This window comes from Candidatus Nanohalobium constans, assembly GCF_009617975.1.
In the GTDB taxonomy this organism is placed as follows: Archaea; Nanohalarchaeota; Nanosalinia; order Nanosalinales; family Nanosalinaceae; genus Nanohalobium; species Nanohalobium constans.
Genome location: NZ_CP040089.1, coordinates 527,606 through 554,069 on the forward strand (window position 1 = coordinate 527,606; position 26,464 = coordinate 554,069).

Sequence of the window (26,464 nt, forward strand, 5' to 3'; positions counted from 1 at the left end):
CGCCGTTTACACCTCCAATAAAGGAGGCACATCTTCCAAGCCCTACCCGCCCCGATTCGACAGGACTATTAGAAACGACTCCGATTTACGGAGTCACTAACGGTATACATCCAAACTGTTAACACAGTACCGGAATTACCCTATTCTTTTGAACTAACTTGTTATCTCCGCTTTTGCCACCAGCTTGAGAAATACTAGCCAAGACACTCCCAGACCTGTTACTGAGATGGCTGCGACTGCTGGAAGGGAAAGAAAGCGCTTGTCTATTACACCGAGATAGAATGTGGCTCCCGTCAACATTCCAAGCCAGTAGAGAAAGATTCTGGGCTTCCTGACATCTTTACCTGTTGAGATCTGACCTTTGATTCTGGTCTCGGAGAACGGAGAGTTCCATGCAATACCGGTCTTAGTACAGCTATCCTCCAACATATGAAGAAACGCTCCGATCATGTACGCAGAGAGAAAAGCCAGCAGATAGAACGGAGCCAACAACTCCAAGGACAACAGAACCGGCACCAGGTAGACGCCTGTCAAAACCGTCATCGTAAACACTCCCAGCACTGAGTGTGAGAATGTTCTATGCTTCTCCTCAAAACAGTAATCCTCCGAGGTCAGGAACTCAAGTAACTTCACCACCGGCTTGTAAATCAAGTACTTAGTAGAGTAACCAAAAACCGGTAGCACAGGACCCACCAAATTGTTTACAGCACTTCCAAAATCGCCGCTCAAACCTCTGACATCCCTATGAAAAACAGCTGCATCCGGAGCATCAACATCAGGAATCAAAGAACCTATAGCAACACCGAAAAACAAAGTAAACACCAATAACTCCGCACGCAGCAGAAAAGGCGCCAGAACTACGGAAACAGAAGCCACAGAAAGCATCAAGTGCTGTCTTCCAAGCATACTTATAGCATTGAGAAAAACTTGGGTTTAAAGCTTTATCAAAAAACCTTTAGGAATTCAAACAGCACTTAGCGACCTGCCAAACACAGTTATTACATCAACAGCAGTATAATAGGCGCTAACAGAAGTATTGCTGTGAAAGCTGTCAGGTAGAGGTCGTTAAGCATCAATGTATTGAAAGCCTTCTGAATTCCAGAGTAGACTTCCTGGTAGAAGAAGAGCACTACACAGGTAACGACAAATATCGAACCTGTAAGGATTAAAGCCATCTTCATGGCTACCTCCGAGCTTATTACTGCTGCAGCCATGATGTTACTGATCATTGTCGTGAGGTTAGCTCCCATCAGGTACGGGATAATTTCCTTTCTCTTGAAGTAACCGTTATTATACATGGGAACAATTATACCGACGGATAGGGCTACACTGGTTGAGAGAAGAGTTATCACTGCTCCGATTCCAAAGGAGATCCATTTGCTGGACATCTGGAAACGCAGGTACTTAGAACGGAACTTATCCTCGCCTATCCCTTTGAATGATTGATCAAACGCCTTCAAGCTTAACAACAGCACTCCAATAGAAATAGGGAAGAGGATTGTGGAAGGCAAGTTTCTGGACAGTATCGATGTAAAAGGTCCGAACAACATGTCAAGACCATAGTTAAATGCCGAAGGCGCCTGAACCTCAAGGAACGAAAGATCAAAGTTTTCCAAGGCGAGGTAACCTATCAGGATTGCCGGGATGTAGACAGTGTAAGTTGTTAGGAACTGGAGTAATCCGATGCTACATGAATCCCGGATATCATCGCTTTTACCCTGAAAGTATTCGAGTAAGCCGATGAAGATCACGATAAATGTTGCTCCAAGCCTGGAACCTGAGATAAACATGTAGACCATGGAAGGATCAATCAAACCGGATTCGAAGAAAGCTATTCCGATAGCACCAGAAGTAGCACCGTTTAAAACCGTGTAAGCGAGCAGCCAGCCCGCACCCAGAGCGGATAAGTCGCCTGTGACGAGCGTTCCGACCACTCCTTTGAGTGTTTCTGCGACTGCCTGTGTGGACTCTCCGAGCAGTTGAAGACCGAATACGAAGAACAGTATTGATCCGGCTGCGAGCAGCAGTCTCTCCTTCCCATCCATATGTGAAAAATTATTATAGTCCGGAGTCATAAAATCAATCCAAAGCCATGACCGAGTTCGAACAAGAACCAGAAAAGGAACACGAACAGGAGTTCGAAGATCTGGACAGCTTCGGACAGTCCAAACCAGAAGAGTACTCAGGACTGAAAGACAGACTAGGCGAAGACGAGGAAATCCGGATGATGTCCACAGCCAAACTCAAGAAAGACGACAAATCAGTAATCTGCCTAACCAACAAGAGAGCACTAATATTCAACTCAGACACAGCCAAACTACTCGGAAAAAGAAACAAGTTCGAAGACATCAAACTCGGACAGATACACGACATACAAGTAGAAGAACGCAAAGACTTCGACAAACTCGTAATCACCACAAAGTCCGGCAAAAAAGAAATAATGACGCCAGAAGGCAAAGGAGTACAGATATCAGGACTGATCAGAAAACAACAAGACCTACAGGAAAAAGACCCTGCCGAACAACTGGAGAAGATAGGTTCAGAAAAAGAGAAAGGAAACATAACAGAAGAAGAATACCAGGACAAAAAAGACGACCTCATGGACCAGATATGAAAAAACACACATGCCGCAGAATCGCAGCAACAGTATTCCTAACATCCACACTACTCACAGTACTCCTACTGCAGAAACTGGAATTTAACCAGCTAATCTCAATCACATCAGCAATATTCATAGGAAGCATCACCGCAGGAATCTGGCTAGAAACCTCATATCGATTCCTGGTTAAACAGGCAACAGCTCCTCTGGACAAACTAGTAGAAAAACTCTAAACCACCTAATCGGAGATTCATCAGCCCTTAAACATTTTGTAAAACGCGTTAAAGTACGCCGACAATGTTTTCCTCCTGCCTTTCCTGATTGTTTCCTTCATAGTTTCTGTTGCGTTCTCTGTAACCCCTTCTCCATGCCCACAGAAAATTCTCTCCGGTTCAAAATCCAAAAGTTTATGAGGTGGATTGAAACGGTACAAAGGACTCATTCCAAGTTTTTCTCCTCTTCCGCAGAGATGTCTGGCTGTACCTAGAGAATCAGCCACAATCAAAGACTTGGTTCCTCTGTGATAGAGAGCTGCCTCCTTGCTTACTTTGGAGTTGATGACCGTGTGGATCTCCCAATCAGTACCAGGAACTTTCTCCGATATTTTCCTTACTTCTGCATCCAATTCTCTTTCAAACCATTCAGGAACATACACAGGGCAATCATACCTCCCTGCCAACTCCACAGAATCACGCACATGCCGACTGAATAATATTATAATGCCTCCAACCTCACCAAACTCGCTAATTTTGTCGTCGAGATTTTCAGCATCCACAGGATCAACCAAATAAACACCGTCATCCACAAACGCATGACTGGTTCTCATCATGTTTTCTTCCGGTTTCGCAATCCAGCCAAAACCATTCTCCCACTCATCGATGAACTCGGCTTTTCTTAGTTCGTCAATCTTGATAACCATAAAGCCAACATAGACTCCGAAACTAAAGAAACTACAGCCTATTTTTCAATTTATCAAAATTAATTTTTCACGAACAGTGCGAAGACTTAGAATTTACTTACAAATACATTTGTGACCTGAATTACTCATTCCAACAATATGATTGTGAACGGCCTCAGCCAACCTGAACATTTTTTCCGCTCTACCTTTTGAAGGTAATCCGTCTCTGTAATATGTTTTCGAACGGTTGTCCTTCCACAGATTTTTGATTCTCTGTTCAAAGTCTTCATCGAAAAGTCCGGCCTGTCTACCTAGCCTATAGATTTTCTCGTGATCAAATAGTGGTTCTCCTTCATCAATCAATTTTTTCTCAAGCAGGTATGCCTGTATGCTTCGCTCAATTGAAATGAAGCAAGCGTCAATAATGATTATATAATGGCTCTCGTCCTTTTCCAGTAACTTTTCAGATGCATCAAGTAATCTACAGGACTTTCTCAACTGCAACTTCATTGAGTCCTCTGTATTTAAACCATTCTCTATTTCCTCATGTGGAGGACTCTCATCAAACTTAGATATTGCCTCTTCCAGTGCATCCTCCATATCACTGTTTGTCATCCAAACACAGCCTCCTTTAGGTTTTCCAGTTTCTTGGTTCTATGAAGGACTAAACCTTCACTGAAAATATTTCTTATCCTTTCTCCTCTCTTTTCTGTGGTTTCAACTGATTCAACAAGAGCCTCGAACTCATACCTTTGACCCCCAATCTCCTTTTCCTCCAATTCAGATACAACATTAGTTACCTGCCTCCTAGCAGAAGTAAGATCGTCTTCCACTATTACAAGCACATCGATGTCGCTCGCTCTGTCTGCTTCACCACGAGCAACACTTCCAAAAACCAAAATACCTGCTACATAATCAACCTCGCCTAAGACTTCCTCTTTAAATCTTCTTACAGGCTCTCTGAAAGAATCCTGAGGAATCGAAAAAATTGGGTCACTTGGCTTGTCAACCTTCTCAGTATTCAAACTGATCAAGTTTTTCTTACCTTCAACCTCTGTAGTAATGAGGTCTAAGCTTCCCAGCACTTCTACCCCCTTCTGAGTACTACTCCAGCCTCTACCCGTCAATTCCTGAAGCTGAGACTTGGAAAACTTCTGATAAGGATTATTAACCAGCAACTCCAAAATCTCCGAAACAGACCCCGAACTAAAAACCCGTTCATCCGGCAACGGCAAATCAATACGAACACTAGCCACCTCATTACCATCTCCCATAAATACCACCTAACCTATTATTCGGAGAGAACACTTATAAACTAAACCAAATACCTCTCCACTTTCCAGAGTATACTCCGAAAAACGGAGATAAAAAATATCTTATTTAGAAACTTCACCAAACTTCTCCAAAACCCTCTCCTTCTCATTCTCTCCAGCATCCAAGGACTCCAAGACAGTCTCAACCTCTTCCCTAGTCAAATCATACAAGTCGAAGACGATCGCATCAATTAATTCATCAGTCTCCTGAATCTCCTCTTCCAGTTCCTCAGCTTCTTCCCTGTTCTCGATGAATTTTTCCAGGCCTTGCTCTACATCATCCAGCTTCGGCAAAGTCAACTTCTCTAATCTGTCGACAATGGAATTAGTCTTTGTGGCCGATTCTCTGAAGTCTGCGAAACCACCGGCTTCATCAACCGCCAACTTTGTAAACTCCTGAACCAGGCTCCTCATCTCCTTGCACAGGCCTGTGAACTTCATCGCCGGAACTTTACCTGTTTCAAGGTAACCCCATTGATCCAACTCACTCTCATCAATACCTTCACTGTCCTCAGGCTTGTAACGAGCAGAAACTTTCAAGATTAGTTGGTCGTTGCTTTCCTCAAACTCCACACTACCAATCCTCAAACTATCCCTATCAGCAGAAGTATCACTCACAACCTCATCAGAAAGGCCTTCAACAGGACTGTAAAGATCACCGAGGGTTTTTCCGTCTGAGTAATTTCCAAGATAGTCCTGGATGTCTAAGTTGATCGTGTTGAGTTCTGATTTATCCTTAGAGATCTTCTCTACAAGATTGCTTATTTTCTCTTGTGATCTGTCTTTACTGGTTATTGGCAGGTCTTTCAGATACATTCTATTGTACCGGTAGTATCCGCCTTTCACGGTAGTTGACTGAATGGAGAAAATGGCGGTAAGCAACTTTGATGATAGTACCCCGTTCAGGTAGGCAATATCTGCTTCTGAAGATTCTGGAATCAAAGAATATGTGGTATGTAGTGTGTTTCTTGATTCTCTATCGTAGGCAAATCTATTTTCTTTTGACATGTTGCAGATTACTAACTTTTCTACTTCTTGATTCATCGGCTGTCTCTCGTTCCAGAGCTCATACCATTCTTTGCCGGCGTCCAAGACATAATCTCTATCTCTCAAGTCTTTCTCATGTTCTTTAAGATATTCATAGGCTTCAGTGCCTCTTAGTTCATCCTCAGGAATAACTTCATAATCTCCATTTTCTTCTCGGTAAGGGAAAATTATGTACTGATCTGACTCAATATTGTACTTTGAAATTGAGTCTCCTGGTATTACCTCTTTAACTAAATCGTCTTCTAGTTCTTTTGCTGTTTCCTGGTTTACAACAAAAATATCTGTACTTCCACCCGGATCAATTCCTTTTGAAATATGCTCAAATACGCTATCCAGAGCAACCGTTTCTTCAGAGGCTTTCAGTTTCTTCGAGATTTCATACAGCTCGCTTCCATATTTACTCAAGTTCCAAGTATCTTCATCTAATACACTATAACTTATCCGATTGAATTCTTTTTGTTCGACATCTGATCGCTGAGAAATTTTCTTGTATTCTATTTCATCACTGTCATCAGGAGAACTCTTCTGAGCCATAAATACACAGGTGTAAGTGATAACATCCTCAAATACTTGGAACTCAGAGAAATCAATATATTGCTTCAAAGTTGCAGAATCCAAAAAGAATTTTCTCAGATCCTTTCCTGACTGAGTTTCTGTAAATTTAGAAGGCATGATGTATGAAAAATTCTGCTCTTGAGCTGCTATCTGTTCTGCTTTTTCTGTAAACGGAATATATAGGTCAAATTTACCGCTAACTGTAGAGTAATTATCTCGGAAGAAATCTTTCATCTCTTCTGGCATAGTCTGAACTTTGACATATGGAGGATTGCCGACTACTGCATCAAATCCTTCTTGCTCTCCAAAAAAGACCTTAGGGAATTCTAGTTGCCAGTGGAAGTAGTTGCGGTTTTCTGAGTCTTTTTCGGCGTTTTTGTACCATTCTTCGTCTTTGAATTGTTTTAGGTCTTCGTGTACGAATCCTGTGAATCTGTGGTATTCGTCTGTTGAGAGTTCTCCGTTGAAGTGTTGGTATGTGTGGACATTGGAGATTTTCTTGACATTCTGGTATACAATGTTTTCTTGGATGAATTCTTTGTATTTCTGTTCTTTTTCGTGGATCTGTTTTACGCTGTTTTCTGGCATCTGTTCTATTTTTCTGTATTGGTTTCTGAGGATTCTTTTTCCGTCTTCTATGAAGTCTCCGAAATCTGATAGGTTTTCAGAGTCTCTGGAATCAACATTTGGATGTGTCTGAATATCATCTATGTCGGATCCAATTAGGCTGTTTCCGTGTTTGAGGTGGTGGTCTAGGAAGTTCAAGGGTTTTCCTTCTGCCATTGTTTCTATCCAGAGACTTAGTTTTCCTAGTTCTACTGCGAGTTCGTTGATGTCGACTCCGTATATGCAGTTCTGTACTACTTGTCTCTTTGCCCAGTTCAACTCGTCTTCGTTTTCGTCTATTTCTTGTTTTTCTAGGTCTGCGTTTTCTACTAGTTTGTTGGCGATGTATTCTGTTGCTTCTGTTAGGAAGTGTCCTGATCCCATTGCTGGGTCGCAGACATTCAGTTCTAGGACTTTTGGTAGAACATTCTCATTGTTTTCTTCTGCTTGTTCAATTTTTTCTTCTACTTTGGGCCCGACGGTGTTTTCTACTATGTATTCTACGATGTATTCTGGTGTGTAGTACGAGCCTGTGGCTTTTCTTTCGCCTGATTCGTTTGTGAGGTAGAGCTCGTTTTCCTCTACTCTCTTCTCTTCATCAAAGCTTTCCCAGTCTTTGCTTGTTTCTGAGAAGTTTTGCCATTCTTCGTTTTTCAGGATTTTTCTTTCTTCTGCTGCTTTGAATTGGTGTTCTAGGAGTCCTTCGTAGACGCTTCCTAAGTGCCGAATGTTTAAATCCTTGTAGTCGAGTATTACTCTTTGTTCTTTTTCTTCATCGTAGTTTGTGGCTAAGAGTTCTAGTATTTCTTTGATGTAGCTTCCGTACAATTTGTTTTCTGCTAGGAATTGGTTTTCTTCTCCGTTTTCTTCGTCGAATAGTCCTCCGTTGTAGGCAGGTATTTCTGTTTCGTGTAGGTCGTATCCGTCGTCGATTCCTTCGAATAGTCTTGAGAGTCTGTTGTCCCAGGCGACCGTGGTGTCTTGGAATAGTGGGTCCTCCTCTTCTTCATCTATAATCATTCTCTTGAGCTCTGTCAATCCGAATGCTTGTCTGTATGCTTCGTCGTCTGTTGGCAATAGGTCTCTGCTTTCTGCGTTTAGGATGAATAGTATCCGGTAAAGGAAGATCAGTGAGGAATGATGTACTAAGTCTATGTTTTCCTCAGTCTTTTCAATATCGTTTGTCTCGAAGAATCCTTCTACTGCGACTTCTAATGCATTGTATACTTTGTCTTCTAAATCGTCTTCTAGGCTTTCGTTGTATTCGACTGATTGTTGGTAGACTTTTTCCAGGAATCCTTCTTCGAAGCTTTCAGCTCTAAAGAATAGGTAGAAGTACTTGAACTGTTCCAGTTTCTCGTCTGTCTTTTCTCCTGATAGAAGTTCTTCTAGGTCTATTTCGAAGTATATGTCTGCTGCGCATTTTTCGTAGCTGTAGAGCCGCCATTTCTTTCCGTTTGTTAGTATTCCCCAGTCTGCCCTGAGTCTGTCGACATAGTTGTAGATCTGGAATGCCGGGTTAGTATGATCTTGTGTTGATTTGTCTAGTGTTCGGTTCCAGGCTTTGGCGTCTCCTACTGCGTAGTTTACATCGAAGTGGCTTTTCTCATCGTCTTCGTGGACATCCATCTGCGTCTCCAAATCCATGAAAGTATAATCCGGATTCAGCATCGTGCCTTTCTTCTTAGAACCAACCCGAGTTCTGGCTTCTGGAACCCATTCATGACCTAAAAGCTTCAGAACCGGGTCGATAAACTTGTTCTGTGTCTGATCCTCGTTCAGTTTCTCCGACAGAAAACTCTGTTTCTCATCGTAAATCTCTTCCAGTTCGTCAAATTTTTCCTCAAAATCAGTTTCCTGCCATTCATCGAGGTCTTGGATTCGTTCTTCTAGAAAGTGGTTGGAGAAAAGGTTGTTTTTGTAGTTACTAACTGTTTTTTGACTCACTGAGACACCTGTTCAATTTTCCGGGTCAGATTCTTTTAGTATCTTTCCTGGCTATTTTTGAGTTGAAGATCATGGAAAGGAATTTTTGTATTTGCCTTTCTTAGTTTTTACATGGGAAAGGATGAGTTTTTCAGTGAGGTTGTTTTGGATGAGGATGTTCCAATTCAGATAGGTTATAAGTTGGAAGGCAGAGATATAGAGATTTTGAGCCATGAAAGTAGCGCTTCTGACAAAGAAGTCCTGAGTTTTGCTGTGGAGAGTGAAGCTCCACTACTGACTAAAGATGAGGATTTCAGGGAGAGAAACGAAGAGTTTGAGCATTTTGGTATTTTGATTGATAATCAGATGCACTTGCGTGACTGGAATCTAGTTGCTGATACAATTGAGAAGATATTGGAGAATATTCCGAAAGAAGATTTGAGGGATAATGTCTGGAGAGTATCAGATTACTATGGAGTATTTTAAGCTATAGCAGCTGCCTTATCTTTGTCCTGTTCCTCCATGTATTCTACTGCTGTTTCTACATCTTTAGGAGTAATACTTGGATACTGTTCGGCAATTTCCTCGAAAGACATGTCTCTGAGTGTGTAGAGCTCATAGAGCGTCTTTGCTCCTATCCTTGTTCCCTGAACTCTTGGTTTGCCATGAAGCGTATCCTCTGTTTCGACAATCCCAGTCATAATCAAGTCTTCTTCCTGAATTGTTTTATCTGTTATGGTATTCTTCTAGCATTTTAGGACATTACAGTTAAAATATTTCAGAAAATGATGCCGCACAGTAACAAAAAGAGAGATGCGGGGGACAGGATTCGAACCTGCGAACGGCTAACCGACTGGCTCCTAAAGCCAGCGCCTTTGACCACTTGGCTACCCCCGCTCAAGTCTTGGTTGTGTATAGGTTTTGAGGGGTTAAGCTTTTTTATTGGGTTTGTTCTCTCATCATTTTTTGGGAAGAGAATTTAAGACTGATTTGTTGATTCTTGTTTGGGGAGTAGTATTTTTGATGGATTTCAAGGGTTTTAGTGTTGAGTGGGAGGGTCATGCTTCTATGCATGTAAGTGATAATGGTTTTACTGTGGCTGTTGATCCTTTCTCAAAGGTTGATACTGATTTTACTGCTGATATTGTTTTGATCACTCATTCTGATGCTGGGCATTATGATGAGGAGGCTTTGGAGAGTGTTATGTCGGATAGGACTGTTTTTGTGTGTCCTGAGTCGATGGAAGGTCTTCCTTTTCGTGATACCGAGTTTTTGAAGGAGGGTGAGCATATTGATATTTACAGTGTGGAGATTGAGGCTGTTCCGATGTATAATGAGCATCATACTCGTGGGAGCGGTGTTGGTTATCGTTTTGTGTTAGACGGTACTAGTTTCTATGTTGCTGGTGATACCGGTTTGACTGATGAGATGCGTAGCTTGGAGAAAAGGGTTGACTTGGCGTTCCTTCCTATTGAGGGAGAGTATACTATGGATGTCGATGATGCTGTCCAGGCTGCTGTAAGGATCAAGCCTCAGATGGTTGTACCTTATCATTATGGTGAGCCATTCTTTCCGGGAAAGGGACCTGAGGCAAAGGAGTTTCGCGCCGAGTTAACCGATAGAAATATTGAATGCAAGATTCTAAGAGAAGAAGAGAAATAAGACCTGTTTTTAGAACTCGAGACCTATCATTGAAGCCAGGTTGCCAAGCGTCTCAAAAATAGTTACCTTAAGCCCTGCTCCAATACTGTTTGTCTCATAGCTTATATTTTCCTCATCAAGCTGTTCTCTAAGCTCTTTGTAAGGTTTCTCAGATTCCACAACCGAGCTTACAGCACCATCAGTCACATTTACCTCCAGAGTGTAGTCATCAAAACCTTGACGGGAAATATTCTGAATCTCCACGCCACTGAACTTGGCTCCAAGCGTTTCAGAAGAATTATTTGACTTGAAATTAATGTTTACTGTTTCACCGCCAACTATATCTCCTACAAAGCCAGGAACTTGTTCAGTCTGATTGTTGTATGTTTCTTTAAACTCCTGTAGACCTGAATCCGAGTCCGGGACTGATTGAGCGGATACAACTGCTGAAAATGCAAGAAGGGTTAGAAGCACAACTGTTCGTTTCATACACACTTTTTCTAGTGCAGCAGTTAAAACCCTTTACATTCTACTTAACTGTGACGCTCTTCGCCAGGTTCCGCGGCTTATCAGGATCATTACCCTTCTTCACCGAAGTCAGGTACGCGATCATCTGGAAAGGCACAATCTCCAAGATTTCACTGTTAGGATCCTTCGGAATCTCAATAAAGAATCTGAACTTGTCAACTGGTTCTGAACCTACTCCGATTATATCAGCGCCCCTACTCTTTGCCTCCAATGTATTGGAAATAGCGTCCTCGTAACCCGTATCCTTCAAGAAGCTGATAACCGGTACTCCTTCCTCAATAAGCGCCAGATTACCGTGCTTAAACTCTCCACCCGGGAAACCTTCAACATGGATGTAGGATAGCTCTTTCAGTTTCAAGGCTGCTTCCTGCGCCATCTCATGACCTTTATCTCTACCGATGGTGAAGACATGATTTTTCTCCTGAAGATAAGAACTGATATCATCCATCAACCCCTCATTCTTCCTCAACACTTCATCAAGTTTCTCTGCTGTTTCTAGTATACTTCTTCTGCCTTCCTCGAGTTCATCTTGAAGGGCGTACTGTACAAGTTTGAGTACCGCTATCTGAGCTGTAAATGCTTTTGTGGATGCTACTCCAATCTCCGGTCCTGCATTGACGAATAGTGTATGTTCTGATTGCCTTGCGAGTGTCGAGCCTACTACATTGACGACTGCCAGTGTCGGTGCTGGAGAATCATCGAGCGTTGAGAGCAGGTCAGCTGTCTCCCCAGACTGGCTGACAGCAATCACCAGATCATCTTCATTTATCTCATCTGTCCTGTACTCCAGTTCGTGGCTTTGTTCTGTGACTACCTCTACATCGGCTTCTCTCAGGTATTTGGCTCCTAGACTTGCTGCAAAGCTGGCTGTTCCACAACCAGTCAAGTATACTGTTTCTGCATCTTCTACCATCTTAACTGCTTCCTTCATATCCGTCTCATCCTGGAAAGCTGCTTTTTTGACAGTTTGAGGCTGTTCCTTGATTTCTTTCTCCATGAAGTGCTCGTGTCCTTCTTTACACGCTTCTTCTGCATCCCAGTCAACCTTTCTAGGCTCTCTGTCCACTTCTTCACCGTTCTGGAAGATTTGGTAGTCTCCATTCAATGTGATTACTTCACCGTCTTCTAGAAAAATGGCTTCGTCTGTGTGTTCGAGGAATGGTGTTACATCGGAGGCCAGGAAGAATTCTTCGTCTGCAACCCCTAGTGCGAGTGGTGATTCATTTTTGAATGCTACTAGTTCTCCTGTGTCGAGTACTGCTACTACTGCGTAGCTTCCTTCTATAGTATCTGCGACATTCTGTGCTGCTTCATGCAGCGGTTTTTCATCTTCGAGTTGTTCTTCGAGAAGGTGTGGTATTACTTCTGTATCTGTTTCGGACTTGAATTCGTGTCCTCTGTTTTCTAGTTTTTCTTTGAGTTCCTCGTAGTTGTTTATTATTCCGTTGTGGACTACTGCGATGTCTCCTGTACAGTCTCTGTGTGGGTGTGCGTTTGTGTCGTTTACTCCACCGTGTGTGGCCCATCTTGTGTGTCCTACTCCGGATGTGCCGTCTTTTTTCTCTGGTGATACATCGTCGATTGTTCCTTCTCCTTTTTCTACTTTAACTGTCGGGTTTCCTGCTGTGGCGATACCTGCTGAGTCGTAGCCACGGTATTCAAGTTTCTTCAGTCCTCTGTATACTATCTCGGACGCTTTTCTGTCTCCATTGTATCCGACAATTCCGCACATAACAATCATCTATGAGGAGTCCAATCTGTTTAAAAACCTGAAGTAGTATAGAAAACTGGTGAAAAAAGTTTTTGACTGCTACCTGTTTTCCTGACACGGAGCCCTTCACAGCAGTTCTCAGCGAGACATTCCAAAGGAATTTATAAATCCAGTCAAAAATATTTGACAATGGTTGATTTTGTCCGAGACGAAAACCTGATAGAAGCTGGAGAGCTGACGGAGAAAGAGCTCGAAGCACTTAACTCAGAGATCAGGGTTGAAGTACTCCGGAACCTCAGCGAGAAACCTTCTTATCCTTCAGCGCTTTCAGACAGCTTCGACTGCAGTAAACAGAAGATGTACTACCACTTCGAGAAACTGGAAGACGCAGGTCTGATAGAGGTTGAAAGAAAAGAGGAGAAATCCGGGGGAGAAGCAACATACTACAGGCCAACACAGAAAGGATTCGTACTGGACCTCGGCGGAAAAGGAGAAAGTTTCCCCATGCCAGAACACAGTGAAGAAGTATCCAGCTTCTTGAAACCATTAATCAAAGACTCAGAGCTGAATGGTTCTATCGTAGTTGGCTCAGCAGAGCAGCACGGACCAGACCAGGTACAGGCACTGGACGGACATCTAGCCGGAGAGATAGCGTTCAAACTTGGAAACTACTCCAGGACAGAAAACCCGGTTGTCAAGCTTGATACAGAGGTAGTAGGGGAAGAGGACTGGGAGGAGAACATGTTGATACTGGGAGGCGTGCTGACGAATGTGGTTGCCAAAGAGTTCAACGAAAGCTTTCCTGCCTTCTTCCCAAGCGAGGAATTTCCTTACAGAAAGCTGGAGACTCCTGAGGACAGCTACAGTGATGGAGGGATCGGTGTGATTGCTAAGACATCCAATCCTGAGGACAGGGAGAAGAAGATATTTCTGGTAGCTGGAGTGCAGAATAAAGGGACTAAAGCCGCTGTCAAGGCGTTCCAGGATCTTGAAGAAGTTGTTGAAGACTATTCAGCAGGCCAGTTCTACGCCGTGGTCAGAGGATTGGATTTAAACAGCGACGGCGAGATAGATAGTTACAAGGTGATCGAAACCAGTGAACAGTGAGGCAGATAGAAATGGGTAGAGACTGGAAGGTATTTCAGACCGATGTCCTTGACCTTCTCAGACAGTACGAAGGATACATGGACTTCTTCGAGAGAGTGGGCAGTCTCAGCGACAACTCACGACCAGACGCATTCGCCAGGATCACCAGGAAAGACAAGAAAGAAATATGGATATTGGATGCCAAGAACAAAAGCGAGATTGGGGAAGAAGACGAGAAAAGGATGAAGAAATACATCGAACAGATCAAATCCAACCCTGTCGATGTCGGATTAGAACTATCAGAACTTACCGATCACGAAGTTAAGGGCATCTTTATCACTCCAGGAAAAGCTGAGAGCCAGTACGAAACAGTAGAGTTCAAAGGACTCCACCAGTTCCTGCAAAAAGAACTAATCTATACTGACACTGATAAAATCGTCCGAGATGTCGCGAAGATGGTGAAGAGAAAGAAACTGAGCCAGAGCCAAGCCCGACTCCTACATCAGTCTCTTGGACCTTTCAGGAAAAGACTGGAAAAGGTAAGGGAAGATCTTTCCCGGCTAGAATCAGACTTCGTCGGACTGAAGCTCTATACACCACCATTCGATAATCTCAGCTTTTCTCCACCTGCGGATGCCGTCATGAAGCATTCGGAGCGGAATCAGGTTTTCCTTATTGATATTCCTTACTCGCCTGAGGAGGCGGAAAAGGCAGAGGAACGAGCGGAAGATGTAGAGAAGTATATTGACGGAGAAGGATACTATGTATCACTGCACAACTTCGATGTAGACTCAAGGTTTGCATGCCCACCTAAACAGTTCAAGGAACGAGTTCAGGAGGTTCTTGGAGTTGTATCTCCTGAGACGATGGCAGAAGTATTTATGCCAAAATTTGAGGTAGAGAAGAAGTACAGAGACGGTTTTATCGAATTGGTTTCCGACGAACTTGGTTTCAAGATGCGTGTTTCATCCGAAGACGATGTTAACCACAGGGTTGAAGCATTTTTGAATGACGATGCCGTTTCCCGAATCAAGGATAGGAGTGTGAACAGTCGGAAAGAGTTCGGAGAGTTCCATGGCGACAAATGGGTTCAAGATTTAAGTGTTGAAGAAGATTTGACAGTCAATTACGGTAATTCTGAGAGTTTGGAAAGCTACAAGCAGAGTGTGAAAAATATTTTCCACGCAGCCGTAAACCCTGTCTACAGCAAGAAAATCGCCCGTAAAACACAACAAAAATGAACAAAGAAGACTACATCGAGAAAAACCAGCTGGAAAATGTGATCCAGGAAATAGAGAAGACAGTAGACTCTATAATCGTAGAAGGCTGGGACGACAAGAAGATGATCCAGAAACTTGGCTTCGAAGGCAAAATCTTTATGTCGGCCGAAAAAACAGTTGAAGATCTGGTTGAAGATGTCTCAAGAGGATCGGAGAGAACAGCTGTTCTCACAGACTTCGATTCTCACGGAGAGGAAGCGTCCAAGGAAATTTCTAGGGAACTGGATAAAGAGATTGATGTAATAAGATCTGCAAGGCAGAAATTCGGGGCACAACTTACATCCACAGACAGGAGAGCTGTGGAGGATATCAGACCGCTTTTCGATGATAAAGAGGAGAAGTTTGTGGAGGCAGCGATGGACCAGCTCTTCTTTAACCCGTGAATTCTAAGAGATTAACTGTTCTGAGTAATTTATATGCTGAAGGATGATGAGCTGGAGGAGTTGAAGTCTAGGTTAAATCAGGTTTTCTCAGGTTACAGCGAACTTGCAGGCGGTAAGAACTACCGATACCAACACCTGACAACTACTCATAAAATGGTCTTGAACTTGGAAGAAGAACTGGATGTGGATGTTGACCAGAAAATTCTGGAGATCGCGGCTTTGTACCATGACATCGGCAGATCCAAGGATATTGAGGAAGGTGAGATGGATCCATTTGAAGGACATGAGGGTCACGATGAGAGAGGTGCAAAGATCGTCGGAGAATATGTCTCAGAGTTTGTGACCAAAGATCAACTTGAGAAAATCAGGGAAATTATCCGGAACCACCACTCAGAAGCAGAACATGTAGAAGGAGAGATAGTTCAAGACGCCGATAAACTATCAAACTTTGGTGTCAGCAATCTCTGGCGGCAGATACATTACGCAGCACAACACGAGAGAAGCTTCAAAGAAAGTCTGGACTACTTCTGGAACACTGCAGTTGACGAATACCAGGAACAGATAGTAGAAATGCACTTTGAGCATACAAAGAAAGTTGCAGAGGAAAGACTGGAGAAGCAGAAACAAGTAATTCAGCGAATGGAGAAAGAGGTTGACGGCGAAGATATTTTAGAAATCAGTTAAAGACTGATTTATATCAGGATTGTATCCTTGAGATTTTAGCAGGGCTTCATAGTGTTCAGCTTTCTCTTCAGGATATACTGAGACTACATTCTCTAAGTCAATTTCATCTGTAAGAGTATCTGAGTGGTTTCCATACCCGAGTCGAGCTTCATGTACTTCTATTTCGAAGACAACACCTTCACCATCAAGATAGAATCTCATCTCCCTATGATCTTCATTTGTATAAATTACAGGAGTTACACCAATTTTTTCCCGTAATCTTGAATTGATATTGGGCTTGATCTTTCCATCCCTTATTATTTCTTCAGCTTCCTGCGGTGTTTTAGCGGCATGGTAAACTGTCACAAAGTTATCTGGATCAGTGTAGAGAGATATGTTATAATCACCAAACTCTTCAACCAGCTCAGTCCTGTATTCTGCGTGTATTCTGGGAAAAGGCATTATTCTTCTAAGAACACTCCTCTTTTTTTCTCCTAGGACTCCAGGAATAGTTCTTCTCTCTAGATCGCGTTTTGCCTTATACGCAAATCCTTTTTCCAGGCTAATATGATTTCTTTCACCATCAATTTCAATGCCTTTTCCATCAGGAAAGTTCTCAGTTAGCTTGACCAGTCTCGGATCCTCAAGCTGCTGAAATACCTTATCAGCAGGCAAAGTCTCTCCATTCAAAAGATCCTGTATTACTTCTCCCTCCATAGACTCAACAAGCTCAAAAAACTTTGAATAAATATCCAATTTTTTAACCGAGCTAGAAATCAGTAAGAGAGCTCTGATTCTGTTTCAATGCTCGTGCGTTGAATCCTTTCTCTCTTTTGAGGTATGATGCGAATTCTTCATCAAATCCGTGCTGTACATACACTTTTTCCGGGTCAACTTCTTCTACTAGCTTGACTAGACCGTCAAAGTCGCAGTGATCGGATAACTGAAATGTTTCGTCGTAGCCGCCGCGATACTTGAATGAGTCTGTGGTCGCCCAGCCAGAGAATCCTGCTTTAACGGCTCCAGTCTTGTCTACAAGTTTTTCTACCCAGTCACTTTGGGAAGTGTTTGAAGGTGCTACAAGTATTCCGTTGTCTTCCATCAGCTCCTTGTTTTCGCCGTATGGAATGGCTCTGAACTCTTTTTCCGCGGATTCCTCTACGACATCGTTCATGTTTTTGACGGAGCCATGTGCCAGTATCGGTCTTTCAGTTGCCTGTTCTGCTAGTTTCTGAATCTTCTGAGCTTTTCCCAACGAATAGCCAAATAGAATCAGCGGAGAACCTTCATTCTGGATAAAGTCTTTGATCCTGTTTTCTATTACTCTCTGCTCTGGGAAGCGATATGCTGGTATGCCATAAGTTGATTCTACTACGAGTATGTCAGCTGAAACTGGATTGAAACCGTCTAAGTACACTCTGTCTCTTAGGGAGACATCTCCTGTGTATAGAACGCTTTTTTCTCCTTTGATTTTTGCGGCTGAGCTCCCTAGTATGTGACCGGAGTTGTATAATTCAACTCTGTCATGTTCTGTTCTCTTGACTTCTTTACCGGCTCTGGCACCTGCAAGCTTAGCAGTTAGTTCTGAACAAACTACTTCTGAGTCGCTGAGGTGCATGTGGTCGAAGTGGGCGTGACTGACAAGGTTGATGTCGCCCTGACTGTTTCTGGAGTCGGCAACTACCTTCTCTTCTCCTTGTATATGGATGCCGTCTTTCTCCGTTATCTTCACACCTATGCAGAGACGGCAGATTTTAAATCGGTAACCTCAGTTCAGAGGGTTTTGAAATAACTAATTCCCTGAGTCGGTTATCATGAGTGATTCAAAAGTTATTCGAACGCTTTTCCTGACGATTATTGCCGAGGTGATCAGCTTTGGGGTGCTGATTCCGATTGCACCGCTGTTGTTTACTGAGCCTGGCTCGACTTTCTATATGCTTTCAGAGGGAGTATCAATCCAGATCGGTTATGTTTTGCTGGGTCTTCTTATCGGGCTTTATCCGTTAGGTCAGTTCTTCGCTACTCCGATCCTGGGTGAGATCAGTGATATTTATGGCAGGAAAAAAGTGATTCAGGTATCCGTCTTTGGCACAGTTATCTCTTCAATAGTCTTTGGACTGGGCATAATGTTCAACAGTATCGCTGTATTGTTCGCTTCCAGAGTTCTCAATGGTTTGACAGGAGGATTGGTCTCAGTTTCACAGGCAACGATCGCAGACATAACAGAGGACGACAAAAAGTCGAAAAACTTTGGAATAATTGGCATGGCATTCGGAATAGGATTTATCTTCGGACCTTTCCTCGGAGGATTCCTCTCATCCGACTTTCTACATTTTTTCTCAGTTACAACACCTTTCTGGTTTGCAGCAGCCGTCTCAACCATCTCCCTACTTTATGTGACGAAATCGCTGCATGAAACAAGTCCAATGGAAGACAAGAAGATCAACTGGAAGAAACCTTTCACTCAGTTAAAGAAAGGATGGGGGCTGCCAGGCTTGAAGAAACTGTTTACTGCCAACTTCTTCTACTTCTCCGGGTTCGCCTTCTTCACAACATTCATTCCCGTCTACCTGGTCAAAAACTTTGGATTCAGCCAGTTCCAGACCGGCAACTTCTTCCTATACATTGGTATACTGTTGATAATCGGTCAGGGATACATAGTGCCGAAACTGTTTTCCAGGTTCGAAGAAGAGAATGTTATGCCTTTTACACTGTTCCTGACAGGACTCTTCATCTTCCTCCAGCCAGTACCACAGAGCATCGCTGTTTTCCTGGCAGTTGTAACGCTTTTCCAGTTTAACAACTCTGTAACACAGATCAGTCTGAACACGCTTGTCTCAAACAAGGCAGCCGACAAAGACCAGGGATTAGCGCTTGGAACCAATCAAAGCGTTCGTGCACTCGGAAACGCAGTACCCAGCATGCTATCAGGGATCGCCGCTGCCATCGCAACACCTGCATTCCCGCTTACACTTGCAGGTCTGACAGTAATGGCAACAGCGGCAGGTTATTGGAAGCTCTGACAAAGTGTAATATAAAACTGGTCGACCAAGTGGTAGAGTAAAGGGGTCGTAGCTCAATCTGGGAGAGCGACCGCCTCCAGAGAACCTTTACTGGAGGGATGAGAACCTTTTCGCGAGAAAGGGTTTGATGATTAAAGCCTCGCTTATTAGGAGTTAGCGGTAGGTTGCATGTTCAAATCATGCCGGCCCCAAGTTTTCCTGCGTTTTTTGGGAAGTTTTTTATTGAGAGAAGTTGTTAGTAGGGTTTATGGATTTTCATAATTCGGTTGCGGTTTACAAGGTTTTCAGGAATATTTTTTTGGATGATGAGAGTAATAGTGTTCGGCTTGGAGTGGAGCATGGTTTTGATGATGAGCAGGCTGAGCAAATTATTTTAGGTGCTGTGGATGAGGGATACTTGGATGTGGTTAAGGATTCTGATCCGCGAGAATACACCGTTGATTTTGATAAGCTAGCTGAGCAGTGGAGTGTTCTCTGGGATGAGGAGTTGGATGAGGCTCCGGTTACTCCGCAGAATTTTGAGAGCTTTTTGAAAAGCTATATTAAGTCGTATTTCAGACATGAGAAGCATACTAGTCTGCGTGAGATGTTGGTTGAGGAGTTTTACCTGGGTTTGACTCGTTCGGAGAATCATGGTAAGCTTTCTAAGGATTTCCGGGAGCTTGAGGAAGAGCTTGGAGATTTTGATGGTAAGAGATCGCCTAGTGAGCACGTGGAGCACGGGTTGAGACATCGTTAGACCCAAAAAGATTTGTTTATTTGCTCTGAGTCGGCTACGTATTCATCTAAGAAAGGATGGAAGGGAAGAGTTTTTTCCTGTAATTTCTAAATTTTTTGGTCTTCCATTTCTATTCTTGGGTCGGCTAGGTTTTCAAGAAAGAAGTTTAATTCTAATTCGGATTTTTTAACTGCGTTTTTTCTTTTACGTGTTTTTTCAAGCATTTTCCGGTAGTTTTTCTGGGTGTCGGCTACTTTTCCAAAGGTTAGTGCTGATACCAGTTTCTGTTTTTCTTGGCTGGGGTTGTCTTCGTATTTGTCTAAGGCTTTTAGAGGTCCTATTGGAGTTTCTGGTTTGGATTTTCTCAGGCGGTAGAAGACTTTTTTCCATATAGGCAGATCTGAGTAAATGAAGGATTCTATATTTTCCTCTTCGAACTGAAGGAATTCTCCGTATCTCCTGTGCATTTTTGTTTTGTATTTTTTGTCTGTAATTGGTTTGAAGAACTCCTTGGAATACTGTTTTTTGGTGCAGAAGATTCTAGCCTTTATTTCTGCTTTTTCAATCATTTCTGATGTGTTAGATGTGTCTCCCAGCATTTTTGTGAATGATTCAGCAATTGTCTTTCCAGGGTTTCTGTTGACGTAGCAGTTGTAGCCTATAGAGTTTAATTTGGAAATCAATTTGTTCAATTCTTCTTCATCGGGTAGGAAAACCTCTACGTCTGTTGCAGGTTTCTCGCCCATCGCTGTTAGAAGTAACCGGGCTAGATCACCGTTGTTCAGATAGTCGTTTATTTCGTTTTTCAGGTTTCCTAAACTTGTTTCAGTTTTTTGTTCAGAAATATGTTTCTCCAGTTTCATGTTTGGCGTCATTTTTTCGTTTGTTATTTGGATGTGAGGAAGTGTATGTCGCCCTTATAAAGATGGGTGGGAATTGTTTATTTACAAATTACAAAGGAGGTGTTATTTAGTTTATGCAAGGTACTGTAAAGTTCTTCCATGATGGAGACGGTTACGGATTCATCGAGACTGAAGAGATTGACGACGATGTTTTCTTCCACATGAGCGAACTACCTGAAGGCGTAGAAGAAGTTGAAGAAGGCGCTGATGTAGAGTTCGAGCAGGAAGAAGGCGACAGAGGTCCAAAGGCAACAAATCTAGAGCTGGCTTAAAGCTCCTAGAATGAGTCAATTTGTTTCTCTAAAAAACTCTTTTTTCTCTATTTAATTTTACTATTTCTCCTAGAAAACAACAGCTAGAACCTGGTACGAAAGAGTTGAAGGAGGAAATTTTTAGAAGTCGAAGCTTCCCTGAGCGACTATCTCATCCATATCTTTCCTTCCGTTCGGCTCTACCCGCATATCCTCCGGCAGTTCAGATTCATCTCCTTTACTGCCGATAGCAACCATTGCTTCTACTTCAAATCCTTCAGGAATATCCAGTACTTCTTTTGCTTTTTTGTAGTCGAATCCCTGCATGCCGTGAGCTACTAGATCTCTTCTAGCTGCTTCCAGCGCCAGGTTTTCCCATGCTGCGCCTGTGTCGAAGCTGTGGGTTATTGATTCTTCGCCGTTGTGGTCGAAGGTTGTTTTTGATGCAACTACTACTAGTGCGTATCCTTTTTCTGCCCAGTCGCGGTTGAAGTCATTCATTAGGCTGCAGAAGTCTTCCCATTCCTGGTCTTCATAAGTTGCGTACATGAATCTCCAGCTCTGATTATTATAGCTGCTTGGCGCCCATCTGGCGGCTTCGAACAATGCCATCAGATCTTCCTGGTTCATGTCTCTTTCCAGTGCGCGTGGAGAGTAACGGTTCAGGAATAACGGACTGATTTCGTATTCTGCGTTTCGCTTGCCTTCAACATCTTCTCGTAATTCTTTCATGAATGAAAACTTCGAGAGAAAGTTACTAAAGGTATCTAGGTACTATACAGTAACCTTATTTTAGTTTGAGTGAATCCTTCTCTACTAGTTCATCATCTTCTAACTCGAGGAGTTTAGCCTTCATATCCTCTTCATCTATCTCAATCATTGTTGGATTTGTCTCCCTGCTTGATCCTCCACCCACACCAGTGCAGCTGCCAGGATTCAGGATTATACAGTTTTCCAGCTCCGTGAGCTCTTCATGGTGAGTGTGGCCCGTGATCAATATATCTACTTCGAGATCTTCCACAGCTATCTTCTGAAGGGTGTCGTGATCTCCACGCGGATTAATACCTGTGCCGTGATATGCTCCGAACTTCACACCATCTCTCTCAAATGCCTTAGAATTCGGTAGGTCGAAGAAGTCGCAGTTTCCTTTTACAGCGATTAGTTCTCCGTATTCTTCTATTCCGTTGTATACTTCTTGTTCGGCGAAGTCTCCTGAGTGTATTATCAGATCTGAGCCCTTCATTTTTTCTCTGACTGGTTCAGGTATTTTTTCTGCCCGGGTTGGAACATGGCTGTCGGAGACTACTGCTATCATATGAATTCATATGAGGTCCGAGTATCTTTAAATACTGGTTGAGTTGAATATTTGTTAGGGCGGAGTTTAGGGGAGTATGAGGTATATGTGGTCTAAGTGCCTAAAATGCGAGACAAAATACAGAGGAAAAGTATTCTCCTGCTTCTGGGAGTAACCAAAGCGGTAGCCTCAACTAATAAAACTGTTCCAGGCAGATGGACCGAGTTCATTAATTCTATAAGAGTTACTAGTCAAACAGCCCACCTCAAACTTATACAGATCGACGAGAAAGCAGCCCTAGAGTTTTATGACATGGAAAAAGACTTCAAGAGAAGAATTGGTAGGGGAAAACTGTACACTAAGTCAGATATTGAGGATGCTCGCCATAGAATAGAAAAAGTTGATTTTTAATCGACAGGAAGTTATTTCCTTACTTTGTATCTGTTGTTCAAATCTTGTAACTGCCTGTGCTCGTAGTGATCATGCTTCTCCATGATTTGGCAACTGCTCCTTAACGTTCCCTTCTTCAACATATGACTGAAATTCTCTCATATTTCATCCTCTCATGCTATATTTAGATAACCATGAAGAATGATGCCGTTTGCAAGTGTTTCTAACATGTTTTCAAGTATCTCGCCCTTGTAGTCTTCCACTATTTCCTTAATTAAATCTGAAGTACGAAATCTGTCCAGATTTACTGACTGCTTTAGATCAGTATTTTCCTCTCTTTTAAACGAAGCTAGCTTGGAATTTCTCTCCTCAACCAGATCTAGGACCCCTTTATCATTTAAACCATCAAACTTGCTTGAAATAGAAGATTTAGAATAACTTAGCTCCTCTGAAACCTCAGACCGAGTACTTTTGCATAGGATTCATGCAGAAGAATTCCAGGACTTCCTCCTCAGAAGTATTAACCAGACTAAACAAATGTTAACCTCAGTTAACAAGAGTTAAAAAAGTTTAACAAACTACAGCCCAAGCTTCTGCATCATGTTCTGCATATTACCACGCTTCATAGATTTCTTGTCAAACTTGTCAACCATGTTCTTAGTTTGACGGTAATGCTTGATCAGCTCCTGAACATCCTCTACAGATGTTCCTGAACCGTTCGCAATTCTTTCTCTTCTTTCTCTATTGATTACTGATGGATCTTTTACTTCTTCATCAGTCATGGAGTCAATTATGACATTGTAAGATTGTATTTTGCCTTCAGTCAGGTTAGCAACATTGTCTGGGATCTGGTCTGAGGAGAATGGTAGTTGACTCATCATTTCCTCCATCATTCCACTGTCTGTGACAGATGCCATCTGCTCCTGAAAGTCTTCCAAGGTAAATTCTCCTTCCAGAATTGCCTCCGGGTCGGTGTCCAGCTCCTCTATCTTCTCCAGAAGGCTTTCCAGGTCCGGCTGCCCAATCATATCAGACACAAAGTCAACAGGATCGTAAACTTCGAGGTCCGCCATCTTCTCACCGGTACCGATAAACTTGACAGAGATATCCGCGTGTTGACATGCAACCAGCGCCCCACCACCTTTAGCGGAGGAATCCATCTTAGTAACGATAACTCCAGAAAGTCCTACTGCATCATCAAAGTTCTCAGCCTGATCTCTCGCAGACTGACCAATATCGGCAGGGATAACCAGGTACTTCTCATCGGGCTGTAGAACCTTCTCCATATCAGAGAGTTCCTGCTTCAAATCATCATTCAACGAGTTCCTACCCGCCGAGTCAACGATTAAGACATCGACATCCAGCTCTTCCTTACCGTTTTCAACGACTTGAACAGGATCTTCAGCATCTTTCTCACCGTAGAAACTGGCTTCAACATCATCCGCAATCTGCTGTAGCTGTTCGAATGCGGCTGGTCTGTCAGTGTCTGCTGCGATGACTCCAACCTTCATGCCTCTTTTTCGGTAGAAGTCCGCTAGTTTACCTGTTGTAGTTGTCTTTCCTGCTCCGTAGAGTCCACATAGTAGTATTGTCTGTGGCTCTATCTCAACTTCGGATTCCTCTCCGAGTAGTTCTTCTAGCTTGTTATAGACTACTTCCAGTACATGTTCTTTTCTGCTTAGACCGTCTTTTTTCTCTCCCAGGCTTTCTTCTCTTATTTCGTCAGAAAGGTCTGAGACCAGGCTTACATCTACATCTGCTTTTATGAGGTCTCTTTGTATGTCTTTGACTAGTTGTTCTACTGCTTCTTCATCTGCTACATTGCTTGAGGAGAATTTCTGGATGCTGTCCTTGATTTTGTCAAACATGTCTAGGAATGAAGTGGCAAGGATTAAATGGTCTGTCTCTCAGTGACCAATATTCCAGTACTTGTACATGAGTGTTCCTAGTACCCCTCCAAGTAGGAATACTCCGGTTGAGAGATAGATTGCTTTCATCAATGGCACCGTATTCCAGGATAGGTATATGAAAGATGCGAAAAATGCGTTTATTCCTGATAGTATTGGGTTCCGTAGTAAGCCTAGGCTTTTCCAGGCTTTTTCCAGGGTTCTGAATTGGAAGAGGAGCCAGGCTGTCATTGGTATTGTTGTTGCTGCTTGTATGGTTGTTGTTTTTTGGTTGAGTAGTGCTCCGACGGCGGCAGAGATGAGTGCTATTATGATTGCTTTTACGGCAGAATTATCCATCTATGAGGAGTTGTGTGTTTAAGGGATAAAAGATTTTCACTACCGTTTTATTCTTACAATGGAGTTTTCGCTGACAAGAGTTGGAGACGAAAATATGCATTTGTATGATTCAGAGATTGAGTCACGGATTCAGCTTGTGTTTGTTCCCGGTGTTTTCTCAGCAGAGGCTTGGAAGTACCAGGTAAATTATTTTTCTGAGGATTACAGGACAGTAACTTATCAGCCTACAGTCAGTAACCGAGGTTTTGAAGGTCATAGAAAGGCTTTGAAACAGATAATTAACCAGGATGAAATGGATAATATTGTTTTGATAGGTGCTAACTACAGCAATTCTCTGGTACAGGGTTTTGAGGCACATGAGAGTGTTTCAGCGACTGTTGTTGGCGGGGCTAAAAAGAAGTTGAAGAAAGGTATTCCTAAGGAAGTTTATCAGGGTTTGACCTCAGGAGTTTTCCCTGTGAAGCTTTTCAAGAAGCTTTTCATGAAATCTATGCGTTATAAGGAGGTTAGGAGTTTCTGTAAGGATGTCAGCTTCCTTGATTTCAACGATTTTAAGTCATTTCAGGAAAGGTTCGGCGTTAGGAAGCCTGAGAAGGAGTGTATGATTGTACATGCTACTAGAGATATTTTCTCCGATCGAGGTTATGCTAAGAATTTGATGTCTAGTGCTTCGGTTTCTGAGGTTGAATCAGGTGTTTTCAGTTTTTATGAGAAGCCTCAGGAGTTTAACAAGATTTTGAATGATTTCCTGATCAAGATTGAGAGGAAAGCGATTAAGGAGAAAATTGAGGAAGAAAAGGAGAATAATAAGACGCTTGTAGATTTTGAAAACGGTAAAAGATTGGCTAAGGTGAATCAAGAATGATTGCAGGAGTTATACTCAGCAACAGCTTGGATAAAGACTCGAAAATCGCTTTTCTAGGAGATGAACTGGAAACCTTTTCAGTTGAAACCAACCAAGAAATAGTTGACCTGGTAGAGGAGAAACAACCCGAGATTATAGCTTTCGATGTAGGTACAGAGCAAGGACCTAAAGAGTTTACTAAGGCCGAGCAGGAGCTACAGGACGAGGGATACATCTTTACACCGAACAGCCATCAAGAAAGGAAGGTTGAAAGGTTGCAGAGCCTGGAAAAACACTTGAAACACCAGTTAGATTATATTCCAGAGATAATCAGATTTGAACCACAGATAACCGCTGAAGAACTGATGCTGGATGGAGAAGACGCTCTAAAATCGATCGGAATCGAGGGAGACATCAGCGGAGCTAAGGAGTTTGACGCTGTTCTAGGCGCTGTGACAGCCAGGTTCTACAGCCAAGACCAGTTTGAGGAAATGGGAGTTGTGGTTCCTGAAAACCTGGACAACTCTTAAAAGATTTTTAGTATGAATAGGTAAATACAA

Annotated in this window: 30 protein-coding genes and 2 tRNA genes; 15 read left to right on the forward strand and 17 right to left on the reverse strand. The window is 42.7% G+C overall.

Features of this window, described 5'->3' with window-relative positions:
- Nucleotides 1-153: 153 nt before the first annotated feature.
- Both LC1Nh_RS03150 and LC1Nh_RS03155 read right to left on the reverse strand, forming a co-directional pair.
- A complete protein-coding gene (locus tag LC1Nh_RS03150; protein ID WP_153550257.1) occupies nt 154-906 on the reverse strand; it encodes a metal-dependent hydrolase in 753 nt (250 codons plus the stop codon).
- A 92-nt stretch (nt 907-998) separates the two neighbouring features.
- On the reverse strand, nt 999-2,075 hold the full coding sequence (locus tag LC1Nh_RS03155) for a Na/Pi cotransporter family protein (protein ID WP_153550258.1): 1,077 nt from the start codon (nt 2,073-2,075) through the stop codon (nt 999-1,001).
- A gap of 17 nt (nt 2,076-2,092) precedes the next feature.
- Here LC1Nh_RS03155 and LC1Nh_RS03160 point away from each other — a divergent pair, with 17 nt between their 5' ends.
- The gene (locus tag LC1Nh_RS03160) at nt 2,093-2,614 is read left to right on the forward strand and encodes a PH domain-containing protein (RefSeq protein ID WP_153550259.1); all 522 of its coding nucleotides are present in this window, start codon (nt 2,093-2,095) and stop codon (nt 2,612-2,614) included.
- Nucleotides 2,611-2,832 carry a hypothetical protein gene (locus LC1Nh_RS03165; RefSeq protein WP_153550260.1) on the forward strand — a complete coding sequence of 74 codons (222 nt, stop codon included), beginning with the start codon at nt 2,611-2,613 and terminating at the stop codon, nt 2,830-2,832. Before LC1Nh_RS03160 ends, LC1Nh_RS03165 begins: the two co-directional genes overlap by 4 nt.
- A gap of 20 nt (nt 2,833-2,852) precedes the next feature.
- On the opposite strand, the gene LC1Nh_RS03170 is transcribed toward LC1Nh_RS03165, so the two are convergent.
- From LC1Nh_RS03170 to LC1Nh_RS03185, 4 genes are all read right to left on the reverse strand, one after another.
- On the reverse strand, nt 2,853-3,518 hold the full coding sequence (locus LC1Nh_RS03170) for an MBL fold metallo-hydrolase (protein WP_153550261.1): 666 nt from the start codon (nt 3,516-3,518) through the stop codon (nt 2,853-2,855).
- 93 nt (nt 3,519-3,611) lie between these two features.
- Nucleotides 3,612-4,112: a DUF8154 family protein gene (locus LC1Nh_RS03175; RefSeq protein WP_153550262.1), complete on the reverse strand. Its 501-nt coding sequence runs from the start codon at nt 4,110-4,112 to the stop codon at nt 3,612-3,614.
- Entirely contained in the window at nt 4,109-4,771 is a 663-nt protein-coding gene (locus tag LC1Nh_RS03180) for a nucleotidyltransferase domain-containing protein (RefSeq protein WP_153550263.1), read from the reverse strand. Before LC1Nh_RS03180 ends, LC1Nh_RS03175 begins: the two co-directional genes overlap by 4 nt.
- 102 nt (nt 4,772-4,873) lie before the next feature.
- Nucleotides 4,874-8,965, reverse strand: a complete 4,092-nt coding sequence (locus LC1Nh_RS03185) for an Eco57I restriction-modification methylase domain-containing protein (protein WP_153550264.1) — start codon at nt 8,963-8,965, stop codon at nt 4,874-4,876.
- Nucleotides 8,966-9,076: 111 nt separating this feature from the next.
- On the opposite strand from LC1Nh_RS03185, the gene LC1Nh_RS03190 reads away from it, so the two are divergent.
- A complete protein-coding gene (locus tag LC1Nh_RS03190; protein ID WP_153550265.1) occupies nt 9,077-9,430 on the forward strand; it encodes a DUF5615 family PIN-like protein in 354 nt (117 codons plus the stop codon).
- On the opposite strand, the gene LC1Nh_RS03195 is transcribed toward LC1Nh_RS03190, so the two are convergent.
- Both LC1Nh_RS03195 and LC1Nh_RS03200 read right to left on the reverse strand, forming a co-directional pair.
- The gene (locus LC1Nh_RS03195) at nt 9,427-9,645 is read right to left on the reverse strand and encodes a DUF433 domain-containing protein (protein ID WP_153550266.1); all 219 of its coding nucleotides are present in this window, start codon (nt 9,643-9,645) and stop codon (nt 9,427-9,429) included. The two genes, LC1Nh_RS03190 and LC1Nh_RS03195, sit on opposite strands and share 4 nt — an antisense overlap.
- Before the next feature lie 113 nt (nt 9,646-9,758).
- Nucleotides 9,759-9,841, reverse strand: a tRNA-Leu gene (locus tag LC1Nh_RS03200).
- A 69-nt stretch (nt 9,842-9,910) separates the two neighbouring features.
- Here LC1Nh_RS03200 and LC1Nh_RS03205 point away from each other — a divergent pair.
- On the forward strand, nt 9,911-10,606 hold the full coding sequence (locus LC1Nh_RS03205) for an MBL fold metallo-hydrolase (protein WP_153550267.1): 696 nt from the start codon (nt 9,911-9,913) through the stop codon (nt 10,604-10,606).
- Nucleotides 10,607-10,615: 9 nt separating this feature from the next.
- Here the strand turns inward: LC1Nh_RS03205 and LC1Nh_RS03210 are convergent, their stop codons facing one another.
- Together LC1Nh_RS03210 and glmS are read right to left on the reverse strand one after the other, a co-directional pair.
- Nucleotides 10,616-11,074, reverse strand: a complete 459-nt coding sequence (locus LC1Nh_RS03210; RefSeq protein ID WP_153550268.1) for a hypothetical protein — start codon at nt 11,072-11,074, stop codon at nt 10,616-10,618.
- 40 nt (nt 11,075-11,114) lie between these two features.
- A complete protein-coding gene (gene glmS, locus LC1Nh_RS03215) occupies nt 11,115-12,845 on the reverse strand; it encodes a glutamine--fructose-6-phosphate transaminase (isomerizing) (RefSeq protein WP_217906999.1) in 1,731 nt (576 codons plus the stop codon).
- A 168-nt stretch (nt 12,846-13,013) separates the two neighbouring features.
- On the opposite strand from glmS, the gene LC1Nh_RS03220 reads away from it, so the two are divergent.
- Genes LC1Nh_RS03220 through LC1Nh_RS03235 form a run of 4 tightly spaced genes read left to right on the forward strand, consistent with a single transcriptional unit; the run spans nt 13,014 to nt 16,257 of the window.
- Entirely contained in the window at nt 13,014-13,931 is a 918-nt protein-coding gene (locus LC1Nh_RS03220) for an ArsR/SmtB family transcription factor (protein ID WP_153550270.1), read from the forward strand.
- 11 nt (nt 13,932-13,942) lie between these two features.
- A complete protein-coding gene (locus LC1Nh_RS03225) occupies nt 13,943-15,151 on the forward strand; it encodes a hypothetical protein (RefSeq protein ID WP_153550271.1) in 1,209 nt (402 codons plus the stop codon).
- Nucleotides 15,148-15,573 (forward strand): toprim domain-containing protein, encoded by a 426-nt coding sequence (locus tag LC1Nh_RS03230; protein ID WP_153550272.1) that lies wholly within the window; start codon nt 15,148-15,150, stop codon nt 15,571-15,573. Before LC1Nh_RS03225 ends, LC1Nh_RS03230 begins: the two co-directional genes overlap by 4 nt.
- A gap of 33 nt (nt 15,574-15,606) precedes the next feature.
- On the forward strand, nt 15,607-16,257 hold the full coding sequence (locus LC1Nh_RS03235) for an HD domain-containing protein (RefSeq protein WP_153550273.1): 651 nt from the start codon (nt 15,607-15,609) through the stop codon (nt 16,255-16,257).
- On the opposite strand, the gene LC1Nh_RS03240 is transcribed toward LC1Nh_RS03235, so the two are convergent.
- Together LC1Nh_RS03240 and LC1Nh_RS03245 are read right to left on the reverse strand one after the other, a co-directional pair.
- Complete coding sequence (locus LC1Nh_RS03240; protein WP_153550274.1) at nt 16,243-16,953, reverse strand: hypothetical protein; 711 nt, start codon at nt 16,951-16,953, stop codon at nt 16,243-16,245. The genes LC1Nh_RS03235 and LC1Nh_RS03240 overlap by 15 nt on opposite strands.
- A 52-nt stretch (nt 16,954-17,005) precedes the next feature.
- Nucleotides 17,006-17,968, reverse strand: a complete 963-nt coding sequence (locus LC1Nh_RS03245) for an MBL fold metallo-hydrolase RNA specificity domain-containing protein (protein ID WP_256727597.1) — start codon at nt 17,966-17,968, stop codon at nt 17,006-17,008.
- An 82-nt stretch (nt 17,969-18,050) separates the two neighbouring features.
- Between LC1Nh_RS03245 and LC1Nh_RS03250 the strand changes: the two genes are divergently transcribed.
- The 3 genes from LC1Nh_RS03250 to LC1Nh_RS03260 all read left to right on the forward strand — a co-directional run bounded on the left by LC1Nh_RS03250 (nt 18,051) and on the right by LC1Nh_RS03260 (nt 19,998).
- The gene (locus LC1Nh_RS03250; protein WP_153550276.1) at nt 18,051-19,259 is read left to right on the forward strand and encodes an MFS transporter; all 1,209 of its coding nucleotides are present in this window, start codon (nt 18,051-18,053) and stop codon (nt 19,257-19,259) included.
- A 42-nt stretch (nt 19,260-19,301) separates the two neighbouring features.
- Nucleotides 19,302-19,450, forward strand: a tRNA-Trp gene (locus tag LC1Nh_RS03255).
- 56 nt (nt 19,451-19,506) lie between these two features.
- Nucleotides 19,507-19,998: a hypothetical protein gene (locus tag LC1Nh_RS03260; RefSeq protein ID WP_153550277.1), complete on the forward strand. Its 492-nt coding sequence runs from the start codon at nt 19,507-19,509 to the stop codon at nt 19,996-19,998.
- A gap of 86 nt (nt 19,999-20,084) precedes the next feature.
- Here LC1Nh_RS03260 and LC1Nh_RS03265 read toward each other — a convergent pair whose 3' ends face one another.
- The gene (locus tag LC1Nh_RS03265) at nt 20,085-20,840 is read right to left on the reverse strand and encodes a hypothetical protein (RefSeq protein ID WP_153550278.1); all 756 of its coding nucleotides are present in this window, start codon (nt 20,838-20,840) and stop codon (nt 20,085-20,087) included.
- Nucleotides 20,841-20,953: 113 nt separating this feature from the next.
- Between LC1Nh_RS03265 and LC1Nh_RS03270 the strand changes: the two genes are divergently transcribed.
- Entirely contained in the window at nt 20,954-21,151 is a 198-nt protein-coding gene (locus LC1Nh_RS03270) for a cold shock domain-containing protein (RefSeq protein WP_153550279.1), read from the forward strand.
- Nucleotides 21,152-21,271: 120 nt separating this feature from the next.
- Here LC1Nh_RS03270 and LC1Nh_RS03275 read toward each other — a convergent pair whose 3' ends face one another.
- Together LC1Nh_RS03275 and LC1Nh_RS03280 are read right to left on the reverse strand one after the other, a co-directional pair.
- Complete coding sequence (locus tag LC1Nh_RS03275; RefSeq protein ID WP_153550280.1) at nt 21,272-21,862, reverse strand: nitroreductase family protein; 591 nt, start codon at nt 21,860-21,862, stop codon at nt 21,272-21,274.
- A gap of 55 nt (nt 21,863-21,917) precedes the next feature.
- On the reverse strand, nt 21,918-22,445 hold the full coding sequence (locus LC1Nh_RS03280) for a YfcE family phosphodiesterase (protein ID WP_153550281.1): 528 nt from the start codon (nt 22,443-22,445) through the stop codon (nt 21,918-21,920).
- A 105-nt stretch (nt 22,446-22,550) separates the two neighbouring features.
- On the opposite strand from LC1Nh_RS03280, the gene LC1Nh_RS03285 reads away from it, so the two are divergent.
- On the forward strand, nt 22,551-22,835 hold the full coding sequence (locus LC1Nh_RS03285; protein ID WP_153550282.1) for a hypothetical protein: 285 nt from the start codon (nt 22,551-22,553) through the stop codon (nt 22,833-22,835).
- 557 nt (nt 22,836-23,392) lie between these two features.
- Here the strand turns inward: LC1Nh_RS03285 and LC1Nh_RS03290 are convergent.
- Both LC1Nh_RS03290 and LC1Nh_RS03295 read right to left on the reverse strand, forming a co-directional pair.
- Complete coding sequence (locus LC1Nh_RS03290; protein WP_153550283.1) at nt 23,393-24,682, reverse strand: signal recognition particle receptor subunit alpha; 1,290 nt, start codon at nt 24,680-24,682, stop codon at nt 23,393-23,395.
- 39 nt (nt 24,683-24,721) lie between these two features.
- Nucleotides 24,722-25,060, reverse strand: coding sequence for a hypothetical protein (locus LC1Nh_RS03295; RefSeq protein ID WP_153550284.1), 339 nt, complete (start codon nt 25,058-25,060; stop codon nt 24,722-24,724).
- Nucleotides 25,061-25,118: 58 nt separating this feature from the next.
- On the opposite strand from LC1Nh_RS03295, the gene LC1Nh_RS03300 reads away from it, so the two are divergent.
- Together LC1Nh_RS03300 and LC1Nh_RS03305 are read left to right on the forward strand one after the other, a co-directional pair.
- On the forward strand, nt 25,119-25,925 hold the full coding sequence (locus LC1Nh_RS03300; protein WP_153550285.1) for a hypothetical protein: 807 nt from the start codon (nt 25,119-25,121) through the stop codon (nt 25,923-25,925).
- Nucleotides 25,922-26,434, forward strand: a complete 513-nt coding sequence (locus tag LC1Nh_RS03305; RefSeq protein ID WP_153550286.1) for a hypothetical protein — start codon at nt 25,922-25,924, stop codon at nt 26,432-26,434. Before LC1Nh_RS03300 ends, LC1Nh_RS03305 begins: the two co-directional genes overlap by 4 nt.
- Nucleotides 26,435-26,464 lie beyond the last annotated feature (30 nt).